This window comes from Marilutibacter spongiae, assembly GCF_014145325.1.
GTDB classification, from domain to species: Bacteria; Pseudomonadota; Gammaproteobacteria; order Xanthomonadales; family Xanthomonadaceae; genus Marilutibacter; species Marilutibacter spongiae.
The window spans coordinates 169,867-183,626 of sequence record NZ_JACHTF010000006.1; the positions used below are offsets into that span (position 1 = coordinate 169,867).

Genomic DNA, 13,760 nt, shown 5'->3' on the forward strand with positions numbered 1-13,760 from the left:
GAGGTTTCCATGAGCCAGACCGATGCGTTCGGCGCCTACGTGCGCACGCGGCTCGAGGGCTGGGGCCGCGAGTTCGCGCTCCACCGCGACTGCGAATACTTGGGCCACCAGTCGAAGAACATGCTGCAGGTGCTGATCGAACACCGCGGCGAGATGCCGGGTCGAGTGACTGGGTTCAAGCCAATCGAGGTCAATCAGGAAGCGCTCCAGATTGAGTTCATCGTGTCGGACATGGCCAGGACCCAGCGCGAATTGGCGTGCGTGCTGCGCGGCTACTACTGCGGCAGCGGCCGGAAGAAGCACGAGCGAAGGGACACAGCGAACCAGCTCCTGCAGGCCGTGGGTAGCACGCCGGTATCGGCTCGCCACTTCCTGACCTTGCACGACGTGGGGTTTGCGCACGTACGGGGCGTGCTCGTGGGATTGGCCATCGCCGCTTGACAGGTGCGCACCTCTACCGTAGTTTTTCAGCCACTGTGGGGTATTTGCCCCATGACGAAGCCCTGACCTAACCGGTCGGGGCTTTTGCGTTTCAGGCCGGCGGCGGCCTGGCCCGGGCGGCGGATCCCATGAAGACCGACCTGCCCGGGCACCCTACCGAGGACCCGCGATGCTCCCCTCAGCCCGTCAGATCTTCGAGGCGGTGGGATGCTCGTGGGCGACTGCCCAGCGCTTCGAGGAGCCGATCCGCGAGGCGTGCAGGCTGTACCAGATCAACACCCCGGCGCGGGTCGCGGCGTTCCTTGCCCAGACCGGTCACGAGTCGATGAGCCTGTCGCGGACCGTCGAGAACCTGAACTACAGCGCCGCGGGGCTGCTGGCGACGTGGCCCAGCCGGTTCACCAGGCAGATGGCCGAGGACATGGCCCATAAGCCCGAGGTCATCGCCAACCACGTCTACGGCGGCCGTCTCGGCAACGACACCGCCGGCGACGGCTGGCGCTACCGCGGCCGGGGCCTGATCCAGGTGACGGGCGAGGTGAACTACGAGGCGATCACCGAGGCGCTGCACGAGCGCATGCCGACCGTGCCGGACCTGGTGCTGAACCCGGAGAAGCTGGAGGAGCCCTTGTGGGCCGCCCTCAGCGCCGGCGCCTACTGGGACGACCACGGCCTGAACGAGCTGGCGGACCTGGGCCGCTTCGACAAGATCACCACGCGGATCAACGGGGGCCAGCACGGCAAAGCCGACCGCCGGGCCCGCTACAGCCGCGCGATGCGCGTGTTCGCGCACTGAGGCATGCCGATGGAAGTCCAAAGGGAAGGCGACGGGCACTGGCGCTTCGCACTGGGGCCCGTCGAGAAGTGGATCGTGGCAGTAGCTGCCAGCGTGCTGGTGTCCGGCGGCCTCTGGTTCGCCAACAGCCTGACGACGCGCCTGGACAGGCAGACCGAGCGCCTGCAGGCCGTGGTGACGCAGCAGGCCGTCACGAACGGGCAGATCGCGACGCTGTCGGCGCAGCTGGCCGACGTGCCGGCGCTGACCCGGGAGATGGCGCAGGCGAAGGTCCAGATCGACCGCAACACCCAGGACATCAAGGAACTGAGGCAGACGAGGGGCCTGAGATGAGCGAGCAGCGTTTCGATTTCACGAAGGTCATGCGCCGGTTGTCGACCTGGCTGGGCCTGGCCTCGGCCTCGGCCACCTCCGGCCTCGCGGCGTACGCGCTGCTGAACGAGGCCGCGCAGGCGGCGTTCCCGCAGTGGGCGCTCGCCGGCATGGGCCTGGTCGCGGTGGTCTCGGCCATCCTGATCCCGGTCGCCACCAGCTTCAGGCAGAAGGGCCTGCCCTGATGGGCCCTGGCGCGATCATCCAGGCCGTCGTGGCCAGCGCAATCGCGCTGCTGCTGTTCTTCGGCGGGCGCTCTTGTGGCGCCGCCTCGGTGTCCGACGACCGCGCCGAGCTGAAGGAAACCCTCAGCGCGTGCGATGCGCGGGTGGATAGCCTCGAGACGAGCCTGACCGAGATGGTCGCCATGTACGACGATGCCAACGCCGCGACGGAAGCCGCCGAGGAGAAAGCCGAGGCCTGGCGCATTCGCGCCGACGATGAGGCCAAGCTCGCCGCGGATGGAAGGCGCCGGCTGCAGGCAGAGATCCACGCGCGCGACGAAGAGCTCGCCGAGTTCAAGAAGGACCCCACCTGCCGGGCCCAACTGGAGGCACGACTGTGCGCAGCGCTGTACTGATCGCGATCGCCCTCATGGCCGGCTGCCGCAGCTGCCCGGACATCAAGGTGCCCGAGCTGGTCCGTGTGCCGGTGCCGACCATGGTGCCGGTGCCGGCCGAGCTGACCGAGCCTTGCGCGCAGGTGGCCAAGCGGGACAACACCGTAGGCGAGGCCGTGCGGCTGGCCAACGCCCGCAAGGCTGCGCTTGAGGAGTGCTCTAAGCGTATGAGCCAGATCCGTTCACTGGGCACCGAGGTGAAGCCATGAGCCTGACCGATCGACTGAACCGCATGGAGGCCACCATCCGCCAGCAGGGCCAGCAGTTGGCGGAGCTGGCGCAGCTTGTGCAGCACCTATTCAACATGCGGCTGGACATGGGCGAGGCCATGCCCGAGGACGATGAGCTCGAGCCCGAGCGCGACCTGGATGGCAACGTGTACGGGCGCGAGCGCGACCAGAGCCAGAGCCTCGATGGGTAGGCTCACCACCCTCAAGCCTCGTGTCGCCACGCTCGGCGATCGCCTGCAAGCCCCGGCAGAGCAGAACGGCTACGGGCAGGGACGAGGCGGCCGGCCTTGGCGCAGGCTCAGGGCCCAGGTCCTGAAGCGCGACGGGTTCATGTGCCAGTGCGAGCAGTGCCAGGGCCGCGTCCTGATCGCCCACGAGGTGGACCACATCACGCCGGTGTTCGAGGGCGGCACCGATGACCCGAGCAACCTGCGGGCCATCAACCGCGACTGCCACAGCCTGAAGACGCAGGCAGAGGCTAAGCGGGCACGAGGCTGAACGGGGGGGCGGGGCGAAAGTTCAGGCAGCCCTTCGCCGGACACCCGCCGCCCACTCACGCAGAGGTTTTTTCTTCGCCCGAGATTTCGGGCTGAACAGGATTTATGCGCAAGAACTCGAAACCCGGCCGACCGGCCTACAAGCCGACTCCGGTGAGCCGGAGAAAGGTCACGAATGCGGCGGCCGGCGGCATGTCGCACGAGGAAATCGCGATCGCGCTGGGCATCTCGCGCAACACGCTGGAGAAGTACCACGCAGCCGACCTGTCGAACGGCGCGCTCAGCCGGCGGATGGAGGTGCTCGACGCGATGGCTCGAACTGCTCTGAAGGGCAACGTCTCGGCGCAGAAGTCGTTCCTGGCAATGACGCCGACGCTCGCCGCGCCGCCGGTGGACAAGGAGAAGCCGGTCGGGAAGAAGGAGCAGGCCAACCGTGACGCGGTCACCGCGGCGGATGGCACCGAGTGGAGCGACCTGCTGCCCGACGGCGTGACGCCGATCCGACGCCAGGCCTGACGCGATGGCGTGGGACCTGAGTTGTCGTGACTGGTGGTCGCGGTTGCAGGCAGGTCGATCACTGGTGCCGGGGCTGCCGCTGTGGACTGCGGAAGCCGAGCGGGCCGTCCGGGTATTCAACAAGCTGCGCCTGGCCGACGTTCCGGGAACGCCGACGATGGAGGAGGCCGGAGGCGAATGGTTCCGCGACATCGTCCGTGCCATGTTCGGGTCGGTCGACCCTGCCACGCGCGAGCGGATGATCCGGGAGCTGTTCGCCCTGGTCCCGAAGAAGAACAGCAAGACCACCGACGGCGCGCTGCTGATGGTGACCGCGCTGCTGCTCAATCAGCGGCCCCGGGCTGGCTACGTGATGACGGCACCGGTACAGGACGTGGCGCAGCTGGCGTTCGACGCTGCAGCTGGCGCGATCGAGTTGGACCCGGTGTTGGACAAGAAGCTGCACGTCCGCCACCACCTGAAGACGATCATCCACCGGGAGACGAAGGCGGAGCTGGAGATCATGACGTTCGACCCGTCGGTGCTGACGGGCCAGAAGATCAGTGGCGGGGCGCTCATCGACGAGTTGCACGTGTGCGCGAAGATGGCCAAGGCGCCCAAGGCGCTGCGCCAGATCCGCGGCGGCATGCTGCCGTTCCCGGAGGCGTTCCTCGCCTTCATCACCACGCAGAGCGACGAGGCCCCGGTCGGGATCTTCGCCGACGAGTTGCAGAAGGCCCGTGACATCCGGGACGGCAAGCGCGAGGGCGCGATGCTTCCGGTGCTGTTCGAGTTCCCAAAGGAACTTCAGGAGTCGAAGGATCGGAAGTGGGAGAGCCCCGCGCTCTGGCCGCTGGTGACGCCGAACCTCGGGAAGTCGATCACGATCCAGCGCCTGCAGTCGGACTATCAGGAGGCGAAGGACACCTCGGAGGTCGAGCTTCGCATCTGGGCTTCGCAGCACCTGAACCTCCAGATCGGCGTCGCGCTCCACGCCGCGGCATGGGCCGGCGCCGAGTACTGGGAGGCTCAGAGCGAGCTAGGAATCACGCTCGAAGAGTTGCTGGAGCGGTGCGAGGTCGTCGACGTCGGCATCGACGGTGGTGGCTTGGACGACCTGCTCGGGCTGGCGGTCGTCGGCCGGGACAAGGAGACGCGCGACTGGCTGGTGTGGAGCCGCGCCTGGGCGCACCCGTCCGTAATGGAACGGCGCAAGGCCGAGGCTGAGCGTTTCAACGACTTCGCCTCAGACGGCGACCTGGTGCTGGTGCAGCAGATCGGCGAGGACGTCGAGCAGGTGGCGGACATCGTCGCCCAGATCGAAGAGTCCGGCCTGCTGGACAAGGTAGGAGTCGACCCCGCGGGGCTCGGCGCAATCTTGGATGCGCTGGAGGAGGCCGGCGTTCCGAAGGACAAAGTGGTAGGCGTGTCGCAGGGCTGGAAGCTCACCGGCGCGATCAAGACGGCCGAGCGGAAGCTCGCCGAGGGCACGCTGTGGCACGCGGGGCAACCGCTGATGGCGTGGTGCGCAGGTAACGCGAAGGTCGAACCGAGGGGCAACGCGATCGTGATCACGAAGCAGGCTGCCGGCACGGCGAAGATCGACCCGCTGATGGCAATGTTCAACGCGGTGACGCTGATGTCGCTGAACCCAGCGGCGGCGCCGTCGATCGACGACTTCCTCCGGAGCCCGGTAATCGCATGAACAGCACGATCCTAGTCGTGATGCTGCTGCTGGTGCTGGGCCTCGGCCTCGCGGTCGCGGGCGTCTACTTGCTCGCCGGCCCCGGCTGGGCACTGCTGACGGCTGCCTCCGGCCCCCTCGGACTCGCGAGCGTCATCTTGCGAGGTGCTCGCCGTGGGTGACTTGGCAACGGCAATCGCTCGTGGACTGGAGCCTGAGCAGCGGGCGACCGGACCAGGCGGCGTAAAATCTGCACTGTTGAACTGGTTTGGCTTCCGGTTCACCGACTACTCGCAATGGGCCGCGTTCTATGGTCGCGAGGCGGCGACCGGCGAGCGGGTTACCGCTGAGCGAGCGATGCAGCTGGCCGCGGTGTATCCGTGCGTCCGGCTCATCTCCCAGCGCATCGCGACCCTGCCGCTAAACCTTTACCGGATGACGGAGACCGGACGGCAGTTCGAGCGCAAGCACCCGCTCAACCGGCTGCTGCGCATGAAGCCGAACGCCAGAATGATCGCCCCGGTCTTCTGGGAGGCGGTCTATTCGTCCATCCTGCTACAGCGCGGCGCGTACCTTGAGCCGAAGCGCCAGGGCGCCGGCGGCATGTCGTCGATCGAGTTTCTCCATCCATGCCGGATCGCCCGGCACGGGGACAAGTACAAATACACCGAGCGCGACGGCACCACGCGCGAGATCGGGGCCGACAAGGTCTGCTACATCCCGGCCTTTACGACCGATGGGGAGAACGGCAGGAGCGTCATCGAGCACGGCATCGAGGTCATGGGCCTGGCGATGGCAGCGGACAAGGCTGCCGGCAACACCTTCCGCCGCGGCCTGATGCCGACGACCTACTTCAAGTTCCCGAAGATCCTCAACCCCACGCAGCGAAATGATGCGCGCGAGCTAATCGAGAACCGGATCTCCGGCGCCGTCAATGCGGGTAAGCCGGCCATCCTCGAAGCCGAGATGGACGTCGGCACCATCGGGATCAACCCGAACGACGCGCAGCTGCTGGAGTCGCGCAACGTCTCGGCGGAGGAGATCTGCAGCCTGTTCGGCGTGCCCCCGACGATGATCGGCCGTGGCGACAAGGCCTCCTCCTGGGCGAGCTCGTCGGAGAACCTGAACCTGTGGTTCCTCGCCTACACGCTGATGCCGTGGATGAAGCGGGTCGAGACGGCGATCTGGGATGCGTTCCTGACGCCGGCTGAGCAGGTCGACCTGTACGCCGAATACAACTTCGAGGGGCTGCTGCGCGGCGACAGTGCGGCGCGCCAGGCCTTCTACGCCTCGGCGCTTCAGAACGGCTGGCTCAGCCGGAACGATGTACGGCGACTCGAGAACCTTCCGCCGATTCCGGGCGGCGACATCTACACCGTGCAATCGAACCTTGTCCCCATCGAACAGCTCGGCAATCAGGACGCCGGGGCGAGCGTGCGCTCCGCCCTGATGAACTGGCTGAAGCAGGAGGAAGCCGCATGAACACCAGGCACATTGAACGAAAGGACGGCGCCCCGAAGCTGAAGCACTTGGCTCTGCCTTTCGAGGTGAAGAGCGTTGACGCTGAGGGCCGGTTCTCTGGCTACCTCGCGGTCTTCGGCAATCGTGACGCCTACGGCGACACGATCCGCAAGGGCGCATTCAAGGCGACGCTGAAGGATCACGCAGCGAAGGGCCGGAAGGTCGTGATCCTCTGGCAGCACCGGTGGGATATGCCGCTCGGCGTGTTCGACGTGCTGAAGGAAGACGACACGGGACTGTATGTCGAAGGCCAGCTGCTCGTAGCCGATGTGCGACAGGCGGCTGAGGCGCACGCGCTCATGAAGGCCGGCGCCATCACCGGCATGTCGATCGGCTTCGAGACCGTCGGCTACAAGGTCGACAAGGACGGGAATCGCGAGCTCACGGAAATCCGACTCTGGGAAGGCTCGATCGTGACCTTCCCTGCGAATGAAGAGGCGCGGATCGATGCCGTCAAGTCAGCACTGGAGGCCGGCAACCTGCCGACCGTCCCAGAATTCGAGAAGTTCCTGCGCGAGGCAGGCTTCTCGAAAACCCAGGCCGTCGCCATCGCCAATGGCGGCCTGGTGAAGTTGCTCCGGAGTGAGTCCGGCAACACCGAGGCGAAGAACCCGGTCAGCTCTGCGCTGGCCATCCTTCGAAGCAACTAAGGAAACCTCCCATGAAATTCGATTCCCGCTGGGCCATGTGGGCCCTGGTGGCGGTGGCACTCGCCTGCGTGATGGCGTTCGATGCTTCCGCTGGTTACCTGATCGCGCCGGCCGCTGCCGTTGCCTTGGACGACCTGCCCGAGCTCGCGAGCGAGTTCAAGACGGCCGTCAAGGATTTCGACGCCAAGGCGAACAAGCTTTCCGAGGCGATTGCCAAGGCCGATTCCGACGTCAAGGAGCACGGCAAGGTGCTGGACGAGACGAAAGGCTTGATCACCGAGCTCGGTAACAAGCACGAGCAGGCCGAGAGGGAGTTCGAGGCCCGTCTCCACGCGCTCGAGCAGATCCGCAATGCAGCGAACGACGACCCCGAGCAGCGCAAGTCGCTCGGCGAGATGTTCGTCGAGTCCGACGCCCTGAAGCAGTTCGCATCGAAGGGTCGCCACAAGGGCATGTCGGCGCCGATGGAGCTGAAGGACATCACCTCGGTCGAGGCCTCGGCTGGTGATGGCATCTGGTCGTACCGCGACCCCGACATCGTGTCGGACCCGTACCGGCCGCTGATGCTGCGCAGCCTGATCCCGACGGTGCCGGTGAACTCCAACCTGGTCGAGTGGGTGCAGACCAACGTCCGCACGAACAATGCCGGCCCGGTGTCGGAGACCGGTACGAAGCCGAAGTCGGACCTGACGTTCGACAAGAAGCAGTCGGCGGTGAAGAAGATCGCCCACTACTTCAAGACCTCGTCTGAGGTTCTCCAGGACATGCCGCGTCTGCAGGCCGAGATCAACACCGAAGGCTTCGAGATGCTGCGCCAGGAGGAGGAGGACCAGCTGCTCGAGGGCGACGGCACCGGCGAGAACCTGCTCGGCCTGATTCCGCAGGCCACGGGGTTCGACTACGGCCTGGTCAACTCCGGGGACACCCGGGTCGACGTGCTGCGTCGGGCGATCCTGCAGGTTCGCCAGTCGTTCTACTCGGCCAGCGGCATCGTGCTGAACCCGGCCGACTGGGCGGCGATCGAGCTGATGAAGGACGGCGAGAATCGCTACCTGTTCAGCTCGGTCACCAACGGCGCCGAACCGCGCCTGTGGCGCCTGCCGGTGGTCGAGTCGGATGCGCTGGCCGAGGGCGAGTTCCTCGTCGGCGCCTTCCGCCAGGCCGCCACGATCTACGACCGCATGGTCGCGGCCGTGTTCGTGTCGACGGAGAACGAGGACGACTTCATCAAGAACATGGTCTCGATCCTGTTCGAAGAGCGCCTCGCGCTCGCGGTGAAGCGCCCGCTGGCCTTCGTCCACGGCAACCTGTCCGGCCAGTCGGCGTAAGCCTCTGAGCTCTGTGTCACTCGCGGGGCCGGTCTTCGGGTCGGCCCTGCTTCTTTGAGGTGATCCCATGAAACAAGCAATCTCGAAGGCGGCCTTCCGGCGCGCCGATACGGGTGAGCGCGTTCGTCGCGGGCAGGCAATCAAGGGCGACGACAAGTACATCGACGATCTGGAGCGGGGCGGTCTTGTCTACGGCACGAAGGCAAAGCCAGGCGCGCCGGAGGAAAAAGGCAACCCTTCGAAGGCCGCTGGCGGGGCGAAGAAGTCGTCTGCATCGCAAGCGGCCCAAGCCTCAACCAAGAAGACTGCGAAGCCGTCCGCCGGTGGCGAGAAGGCGGACAAGGCCGACGAGTAATCGTCACGAACACGACGTTCCGGCTCTGCCCTTGGGCTGACGTATTGTTCGCGATGGACGGTGATTGGTGGAAGGTCCACCACGCAGAGGTCGCCACTACCTTCACTGGGGAGCGGCTTACCTGCAGTAGCGCTGTCACGCGACTCGGGCTCCGCCAGCTGAAAGTCAACGGTCGAGCGTTCAATCCATTCGGCAACAGCGGGGCAGGGGCAATCGTGCTGGCGAAGCTTTTCGGCGCGGGTCGAATCCTGCTTCTGGGTTACGACTGTCAGCACACCGGCGGACGCACTCACTGGCACGGCGACCACCCTCCGGGTACTGCCGGCAATGCAGCACCCAAGACCGTGCGGAAGTGGCCTGGTCAGTTTCGGCAGGTGCGACAACACATGGGCCGGATCCCGGTCATCAACGCGACTCGCGAGACGGCGCTGGACGTCTTCCCGCGGGCTGAACTGGAGCAGGTGCTGGCATGAGCTATGTCACTTTGGCTGAGGCGAAGAAGCACCTGCTGGTGATCCACGACGATGACGACGAGATCATCCAGCAGTACATCGACGCTGCCGAGAGCTACGCGGCCGGGTACATGAATCGTGCATCGATCGCGGACGAGCAGGAGTGCCCTTGGCTTTTCGCCGACGGATGTGTGAGCTCCTCGTCGTCGTCTGAGCCGCTGGGCGAAGTCCCGGCGGGCGTGAAGCAGGCGGTCCTGCTGCTGGTGGGCGAGTACTACGAGAACCGGACGCAGGGTGTCACCGGGACGATCTACTCGAAGATGCCTGCGGTGGAGTCGCTGCTGCACCAGCACCGGGTAGGCCTGGGAGTCTGACGTGCTGAACCCGGGACGCCTGCGACATCGCATCACCTTCCAAGAGCTTTCGAGCGAGCGGGACAGCGAGGGCGTGCTGCAGGAGTTCTGGCAGAACGTCTGGCTCGACAGCGAGACGGAACTGGCCAACGTGCCGGCCGAGGTGCTGACCGGACCCGGCCGTGAGTTCAGCGCCAGCGGCGCAGTGCAGGCGGAGGTCGCGGCTCGTATCACCTGCCGGTGGTTCCCTGGCCTGCAGCAGTCCTGGCGGATACTGTGGGACGGGGAGGAGTTCGGCATTGGCAGCGTGGAGGTCGACCGCACCGCGCGCCGCGAGTACCGGATGAAGTGCACCGCTGGGCCGTCGGCTGGCCAATGAGGATTCTCCTGGCCGCCAAGCACGCGCCGCTCGGGCGCCGGCAGATCGGCGGCGTGCAGAGCTGGTGCACGACGGTCGCCGCGTTACTGGGGCGGTTGGGTCACTCGGTTGCCATGTGGGGGCCTGAGCTGCCCGTCCCGCGCGACCGGTTCGACCTGGGCATCATGGCAAACCTCGGCGACACCGCGCCGGCGGCTGGGCTCTGCGACCGAGTGCTGAACGTCTGCCACGGCATCATCCCGGCAGAGGCACCGGTCGGTGACCGGGTGGTGTTCACGTCCGAGGGTATCCGCGACCACTGGAACGGCTCGGGGCCGGTGATCCGGCAGCCGATCAACCTGGACTTCTGGAGTCCGGCTGTCGTGGTGCGCGAGAACCTGACCCGGTTCAGCTATCGCGGCGGGCTCGGCTTCCTGCCGGCGGTCGCCGCGGACCTGAGCCTGCAGTTCCGGCACGTCCGGGACCTGGGCGGCGTGGAGCTGCGGCACATGCTGCGGCGCTCTGTGTGCGTGCTCGCAACCGGACGCGCGGCGCTGGAGGCGATGGCGTGCGGCGTGCCGGTGGTGATTTGCGACCACCGCAGCGCCTACCAGGGACCGCTGCTGGACCCGGACACGCTCGGGTCGATGGCGCGAAACTACAGCGGCCGCGGCGGGGTTGAGCCGACGCCGGAGATCGTCGCGGAGGCGGTGCAGGCGGCAGTAGGGCGCGGCAGCCTGCGCGACCACGTTGCCCAGCACCACGATGCAGGCACTGTGACCAAGCAGATTCTGGAGGCTGCCGGATGTTGACCCTGCTGACCGCCACCGGCGCCAGGCCGCAAGCATGGGGGCTGTGCGAGCGCCTGATGGCCGCGCAGGACTACGCCGGCCCGGTGCGCTGGGTGATCGTGGACGACGGTCCGGAGCCGCAGCCGGTTGCATTTCGGCGCGATGGCTGGACGCTGGAGACGATCCGGCCGACGCCGCACTGGCAGCCCGGCCAGAACACGCAGGCGCGAAACCTGCTGGCAGGCATGGAGGTGGTCGGCGCCGGGGAGCGCGTGGTGGTGATCGAGGACGATGACCACTACGCCGCGGACTGGCTGACGCACGTCGCCGGCGAACTGCAGCGCGCAGAGCTGGTCGGCGAGCGCCGGAGCCGCTACTACAACATCGCCACGCGCCGCGCGCGGGAGATGGGCAACACCGGACATGCAAGCCTGTGCGCGACTGCGATGCGCGGCGGTGCGCTGGATGCCTTCAGGCAGGTCCTGCGCACGAATCTCACCGGCATCGACATGCAGCTCTGGCGCCGGCACCGCTCTCGTCACCTGTTCGACGGTAACCGGGTGGTGGGCATTAAGGGGCTTCCGGGCCGCGGCGGGATCGGTATGGGGCACCGGCAGGACTTCGGGACACCTGATCCGGGTGGCCAGGTCCTGCGCAACTGGATCGGCGACGGAGCGAGGCACTACCTGTGAAGGTCGAGTTCAACATCACCGGCGTCGACGGCATCGTCCAGACCCTGAAGTCGCTTCCTGAGGAGGTGGTTTCAAAGCGAGGCGGACCTGTGAAGCTTTCGCTGGCCAAGGGCGCGCGCTACCTGCGCGACCGCGCACGGGAGAACCTGAGGCGGTCAATCGCCATCGGTGGCAGCCGGTCGACCGGTGAGTTGGAGAAGCGCGTCATCGCCAGTCGAGGGAAGAAGCCATTCGGCACGAAGGGCGAGCGGTACCTGGTCCGGGTCAAGCGGCGCGACTACATCAATGCCGACGGAGTGCGGACGAATCCCCTGATGACCGCGAACCTGCTCGAGTACGGGTCCCAGCACCAGCCGGCCACGCCATGGCTCCGGCCGGCGCTGACGGAGAACGGACAGGCGGTCGTGACGCTGGTGGTCGACGACTTGAAGAAGCGGATCGATCGCGCGGTGGCGCAGTTGGCGTCCCAGAACAAGGCGCGCGGCTGATGTTCCCTCCGGTTTACCAGACGCTGCGGGCGAACGCGACGGTGCTGGCGCTGGTGGGAGAGAGCATCGGCATGAACATGCCGGCTGAGACGCCGCCGCCGTACGTGACCTGGTTCATCGTCACTGGCCAGCCGCACGACACCTTGAGCGAAGCACCGCAATCGGACTTCACCAGCGTGCAAATCGACTGCTACTCCGGCCCCACGGCTGAGCGCACGGTGCGCGACCTCGCCGAAGCGGTGCGCGCCGCGCTGGATTCGGCGGGGGTGCACAACAGGGTCGTGGTGAACCTGCGCGAGCCTGACACGAAGTTCTACCGAGTCGGTATCGAGGCCGACTTCATCACCCAGCGCTGATCGGCGCGACAACCGAAGTTCCACCCCCGGCCCGATGAGGGCTTTTTTCATGCCCGACAACAGGAGGGGCAATCACCATGAGCGTCAAAACCCAAGGTTCCGAGTTGTTCATCGCCGACACCCTGTCGAGCAGCGTCGCGGCGGTGCTCAAGATGGCATGCCCGACTGGCATCACCGGCCTGGGCGGCCCCGCCGACCAGATCGACACCACGTGCCTGGACAACACCGAGGACCGTTCGTTCGTGCGCGGTCTCGGCAATCCGGGGCAGGTCTCCGTCCCGTTCGTCCTCAAGCCGTGGGAGACCTCCCATCAGGTGCTGTTCGACCTGAAGGAAGCCGGGGACACCCTGTCCATGATGATCTGCCTGAGCGACGGCAGCGATCCGCCGACGCTGGACAGCAACGATGCACTGGCGGCTCCGGCTGACCGCACGTCGTTCGGCTTCAGCGGCTACATCGCCGACGTGAACCTGGACATCGCAACGAACGAGGTCGTGCGCGGCACGCTGACCATCCAGCGCTCCGGTGCGGTCACGCCGTACTGGAACGGCCCGACCCCGTAACGGCTGACTCTGCTATGGGGTGGGCCTGGGGCGGTGTCTAGCCGTGCCGTTCCCGCCACCCCGCTCACATTTGGAACGGCTATGACCATCGACCTCAAGGCGCTGGGCGCCTTCACCAGCGACGAGCTGGTACCCCAGGAAGTCACCATCGGCGACACGACGGTGACGGTTCACGTCCGGGTCCTGCCATCGATCGACGTTGACCGGTTCGTCGAAGAGACCCGAGATCCGGACCGCGAGATCCGGATCAATTCCCTGCCTCGCGTTCTGGCCAAGGCCATTCGAGACGAAGAAGGCAAGGCGATCTTCACCGCGGACGCCGCGCGCAGCCTTAGGCCGCTGGTGCGGAAGGAGTTCGTCCGCGCCTTCCAGGCGGTGAACAACCCGCAGAAGGATGGCGACTCGGGAAACGACTAGCCCGCAAGGGCGGGCTCTGGTTCCTGTGCACGCTCGGCCTGGCGCTGGGGAAGTCCCTTGGCGAGATCCGGCAGATGTCGCCGGCCGAGCTCGACGTCTGGCGTGAGTTCTTTCGGCTCTACCCGTTCGACGACCACCACCGCTACCACCGGCCTGCCGCGCTGGCTTCGGCATCAATGGGTGGTGACTTCCAGAAGAAGCTCGACTTCCTCTCCCCGCCGGTGTTCGGCGACCAGTACTCCGAGGCGGACATCGCGACGATGCGCGCCCTCGGATTCGATCCTTCCACGAGGCCCTGAGCA

Annotated in this window: 25 protein-coding genes; all 25 read left to right on the top strand. The window is 66.5% G+C overall.

Annotated elements, in window-relative coordinates:
- Positions 1 to 9: 9 nt before the first annotated feature.
- Positions 10 to 441 carry a hypothetical protein gene (locus H4F98_RS07435; RefSeq protein WP_182686337.1) on the top strand — a complete coding sequence of 144 codons (432 nt, stop codon included), beginning with the start codon at positions 10 to 12 and terminating at the stop codon, positions 439 to 441.
- 169 nt (positions 442 to 610) lie between these two features.
- Complete coding sequence (locus H4F98_RS07440) at positions 611 to 1,237, top strand: glycoside hydrolase family 19 protein (protein WP_182686338.1); 627 nt, start codon at positions 611 to 613, stop codon at positions 1,235 to 1,237.
- A gap of 9 nt (positions 1,238 to 1,246) precedes the next feature.
- On the top strand, positions 1,247 to 1,570 hold the full coding sequence (locus H4F98_RS07445; protein WP_246372960.1) for a hypothetical protein: 324 nt from the start codon (positions 1,247 to 1,249) through the stop codon (positions 1,568 to 1,570).
- Positions 1,567 to 1,794 carry a hypothetical protein gene (locus tag H4F98_RS07450; RefSeq protein WP_182686342.1) on the top strand — a complete coding sequence of 76 codons (228 nt, stop codon included), beginning with the start codon at positions 1,567 to 1,569 and terminating at the stop codon, positions 1,792 to 1,794. The genes H4F98_RS07445 and H4F98_RS07450 overlap by 4 nt, the downstream gene beginning before the upstream one ends.
- Positions 1,794 to 2,189: a hypothetical protein gene (locus H4F98_RS07455; RefSeq protein ID WP_182686344.1), complete on the top strand. Its 396-nt coding sequence runs from the start codon at positions 1,794 to 1,796 to the stop codon at positions 2,187 to 2,189. Before H4F98_RS07450 ends, H4F98_RS07455 begins: the two co-directional genes overlap by 1 nt.
- Positions 2,171 to 2,437, top strand: a complete 267-nt coding sequence (lysC, locus tag H4F98_RS07460) for an Rz1-like lysis system protein LysC (RefSeq protein WP_182686346.1) — start codon at positions 2,171 to 2,173, stop codon at positions 2,435 to 2,437. Before H4F98_RS07455 ends, lysC begins: the two co-directional genes overlap by 19 nt.
- A complete protein-coding gene (locus H4F98_RS07465; RefSeq protein ID WP_182686348.1) occupies positions 2,434 to 2,649 on the top strand; it encodes a hypothetical protein in 216 nt (71 codons plus the stop codon). Before lysC ends, H4F98_RS07465 begins: the two co-directional genes overlap by 4 nt.
- Entirely contained in the window at positions 2,642 to 2,956 is a 315-nt protein-coding gene (locus H4F98_RS07470) for an HNH endonuclease (RefSeq protein ID WP_220479123.1), read from the top strand. Before H4F98_RS07465 ends, H4F98_RS07470 begins: the two co-directional genes overlap by 8 nt.
- Positions 2,957 to 3,060: 104 nt before the next feature.
- Positions 3,061 to 3,471, top strand: coding sequence for a hypothetical protein (locus H4F98_RS07475; protein ID WP_182686352.1), 411 nt, complete (start codon positions 3,061 to 3,063; stop codon positions 3,469 to 3,471).
- A gap of 4 nt (positions 3,472 to 3,475) precedes the next feature.
- Positions 3,476 to 5,155, top strand: coding sequence for a terminase large subunit (locus H4F98_RS07480; RefSeq protein WP_182686354.1), 1,680 nt, complete (start codon positions 3,476 to 3,478; stop codon positions 5,153 to 5,155).
- Positions 5,152 to 5,316: a hypothetical protein gene (locus tag H4F98_RS07485; protein WP_182686356.1), complete on the top strand. Its 165-nt coding sequence runs from the start codon at positions 5,152 to 5,154 to the stop codon at positions 5,314 to 5,316. The genes H4F98_RS07480 and H4F98_RS07485 overlap by 4 nt, the downstream gene beginning before the upstream one ends.
- Before the next feature lie 76 nt (positions 5,317 to 5,392).
- A complete protein-coding gene (locus H4F98_RS07490) occupies positions 5,393 to 6,616 on the top strand; it encodes a phage portal protein (protein ID WP_182686358.1) in 1,224 nt (407 codons plus the stop codon).
- Positions 6,613 to 7,305: an HK97 family phage prohead protease gene (locus H4F98_RS07495; RefSeq protein ID WP_182686360.1), complete on the top strand. Its 693-nt coding sequence runs from the start codon at positions 6,613 to 6,615 to the stop codon at positions 7,303 to 7,305. The genes H4F98_RS07490 and H4F98_RS07495 overlap by 4 nt, the downstream gene beginning before the upstream one ends.
- 11 nt (positions 7,306 to 7,316) lie before the next feature.
- On the top strand, positions 7,317 to 8,633 hold the full coding sequence (locus tag H4F98_RS07500; protein WP_182686362.1) for a phage major capsid protein: 1,317 nt from the start codon (positions 7,317 to 7,319) through the stop codon (positions 8,631 to 8,633).
- A 67-nt stretch (positions 8,634 to 8,700) separates the two neighbouring features.
- On the top strand, positions 8,701 to 8,988 hold the full coding sequence (locus tag H4F98_RS07505; protein WP_182686364.1) for a hypothetical protein: 288 nt from the start codon (positions 8,701 to 8,703) through the stop codon (positions 8,986 to 8,988).
- A gap of 215 nt (positions 8,989 to 9,203) precedes the next feature.
- Positions 9,204 to 9,461, top strand: coding sequence for a hypothetical protein (locus H4F98_RS16705; RefSeq protein ID WP_220479124.1), 258 nt, complete (start codon positions 9,204 to 9,206; stop codon positions 9,459 to 9,461).
- Complete coding sequence (locus H4F98_RS07515) at positions 9,458 to 9,814, top strand: head-tail connector protein (protein ID WP_182686368.1); 357 nt, start codon at positions 9,458 to 9,460, stop codon at positions 9,812 to 9,814. The genes H4F98_RS16705 and H4F98_RS07515 overlap by 4 nt, the downstream gene beginning before the upstream one ends.
- A 1-nt stretch (position 9,815) precedes the next feature.
- On the top strand, positions 9,816 to 10,172 hold the full coding sequence (locus H4F98_RS07520; RefSeq protein WP_220479125.1) for a head-tail adaptor protein: 357 nt from the start codon (positions 9,816 to 9,818) through the stop codon (positions 10,170 to 10,172).
- Positions 10,169 to 10,963, top strand: a complete 795-nt coding sequence (locus H4F98_RS07525; protein ID WP_182686369.1) for a glycosyltransferase — start codon at positions 10,169 to 10,171, stop codon at positions 10,961 to 10,963. Before H4F98_RS07520 ends, H4F98_RS07525 begins: the two co-directional genes overlap by 4 nt.
- Complete coding sequence (locus H4F98_RS07530) at positions 10,957 to 11,634, top strand: glycosyltransferase family 2 protein (protein ID WP_182686370.1); 678 nt, start codon at positions 10,957 to 10,959, stop codon at positions 11,632 to 11,634. The genes H4F98_RS07525 and H4F98_RS07530 overlap by 7 nt, the downstream gene beginning before the upstream one ends.
- Complete coding sequence (locus tag H4F98_RS07535) at positions 11,631 to 12,122, top strand: HK97-gp10 family putative phage morphogenesis protein (RefSeq protein WP_182686371.1); 492 nt, start codon at positions 11,631 to 11,633, stop codon at positions 12,120 to 12,122. The genes H4F98_RS07530 and H4F98_RS07535 overlap by 4 nt, the downstream gene beginning before the upstream one ends.
- Entirely contained in the window at positions 12,122 to 12,478 is a 357-nt protein-coding gene (locus tag H4F98_RS07540; protein ID WP_182686372.1) for a DUF3168 domain-containing protein, read from the top strand. Before H4F98_RS07535 ends, H4F98_RS07540 begins: the two co-directional genes overlap by 1 nt.
- A gap of 77 nt (positions 12,479 to 12,555) precedes the next feature.
- On the top strand, positions 12,556 to 13,041 hold the full coding sequence (locus H4F98_RS07545) for a phage tail tube protein (RefSeq protein ID WP_182686373.1): 486 nt from the start codon (positions 12,556 to 12,558) through the stop codon (positions 13,039 to 13,041).
- Positions 13,042 to 13,122: 81 nt separating this feature from the next.
- Positions 13,123 to 13,458, top strand: coding sequence for a hypothetical protein (locus H4F98_RS07550; protein ID WP_182686374.1), 336 nt, complete (start codon positions 13,123 to 13,125; stop codon positions 13,456 to 13,458).
- A 74-nt stretch (positions 13,459 to 13,532) separates the two neighbouring features.
- Positions 13,533 to 13,757, top strand: coding sequence for a phage tail assembly protein T (locus H4F98_RS07555; RefSeq protein WP_182686375.1), 225 nt, complete (start codon positions 13,533 to 13,535; stop codon positions 13,755 to 13,757).
- Positions 13,758 to 13,760 lie beyond the last annotated feature (3 nt).

What these genes read in the sequence shown, in the direction of transcription:
- H4F98_RS07440 (WP_182686338.1), top strand. Translation starts at nt 611, where the DNA reads ATGCTCCCCTCAGCCCGTCAGATCTTCGAGGCGGTGGGATGCTCGTGG.
- H4F98_RS07505 (WP_182686364.1), top strand. Translation starts at nt 8,701, where the DNA reads ATGAAACAAGCAATCTCGAAGGCGGCCTTCCGGCGCGCCGATACGGGT.
- H4F98_RS07455 (WP_182686344.1), top strand. Translation starts at nt 1,794, where the DNA reads ATGGGCCCTGGCGCGATCATCCAGGCCGTCGTGGCCAGCGCAATCGCG.
- H4F98_RS07465 (WP_182686348.1), top strand. Translation starts at nt 2,434, where the DNA reads ATGAGCCTGACCGATCGACTGAACCGCATGGAGGCCACCATCCGCCAG.
- H4F98_RS07515 (WP_182686368.1), top strand. Translation starts at nt 9,458, where the DNA reads ATGAGCTATGTCACTTTGGCTGAGGCGAAGAAGCACCTGCTGGTGATC.
- H4F98_RS07480 (WP_182686354.1), top strand. Translation starts at nt 3,476, where the DNA reads ATGGCGTGGGACCTGAGTTGTCGTGACTGGTGGTCGCGGTTGCAGGCA.
- H4F98_RS07540 (WP_182686372.1), top strand. Translation starts at nt 12,122, where the DNA reads ATGTTCCCTCCGGTTTACCAGACGCTGCGGGCGAACGCGACGGTGCTG.
- H4F98_RS07435 (WP_182686337.1), top strand. Translation starts at nt 10, where the DNA reads ATGAGCCAGACCGATGCGTTCGGCGCCTACGTGCGCACGCGGCTCGAG.
- H4F98_RS07475 (WP_182686352.1), top strand. Translation starts at nt 3,061, where the DNA reads ATGCGCAAGAACTCGAAACCCGGCCGACCGGCCTACAAGCCGACTCCG.
- H4F98_RS07470 (WP_220479123.1), top strand. Translation starts at nt 2,642, where the DNA reads ATGGGTAGGCTCACCACCCTCAAGCCTCGTGTCGCCACGCTCGGCGAT.
- H4F98_RS07450 (WP_182686342.1), top strand. Translation starts at nt 1,567, where the DNA reads ATGAGCGAGCAGCGTTTCGATTTCACGAAGGTCATGCGCCGGTTGTCG.
- H4F98_RS07500 (WP_182686362.1), top strand. Translation starts at nt 7,317, where the DNA reads ATGAAATTCGATTCCCGCTGGGCCATGTGGGCCCTGGTGGCGGTGGCA.
- H4F98_RS07550 (WP_182686374.1), top strand. Translation starts at nt 13,123, where the DNA reads ATGACCATCGACCTCAAGGCGCTGGGCGCCTTCACCAGCGACGAGCTG.
- H4F98_RS07445 (WP_246372960.1), top strand. Translation starts at nt 1,247, where the DNA reads ATGGAAGTCCAAAGGGAAGGCGACGGGCACTGGCGCTTCGCACTGGGG.
- H4F98_RS07525 (WP_182686369.1), top strand. Translation starts at nt 10,169, where the DNA reads ATGAGGATTCTCCTGGCCGCCAAGCACGCGCCGCTCGGGCGCCGGCAG.
- H4F98_RS07545 (WP_182686373.1), top strand. Translation starts at nt 12,556, where the DNA reads ATGAGCGTCAAAACCCAAGGTTCCGAGTTGTTCATCGCCGACACCCTG.
- H4F98_RS07555 (WP_182686375.1), top strand. Translation starts at nt 13,533, where the DNA reads ATGTCGCCGGCCGAGCTCGACGTCTGGCGTGAGTTCTTTCGGCTCTAC.
- H4F98_RS07495 (WP_182686360.1), top strand. Translation starts at nt 6,613, where the DNA reads ATGAACACCAGGCACATTGAACGAAAGGACGGCGCCCCGAAGCTGAAG.
- H4F98_RS07530 (WP_182686370.1), top strand. Translation starts at nt 10,957, where the DNA reads ATGTTGACCCTGCTGACCGCCACCGGCGCCAGGCCGCAAGCATGGGGG.
- H4F98_RS07485 (WP_182686356.1), top strand. Translation starts at nt 5,152, where the DNA reads ATGAACAGCACGATCCTAGTCGTGATGCTGCTGCTGGTGCTGGGCCTC.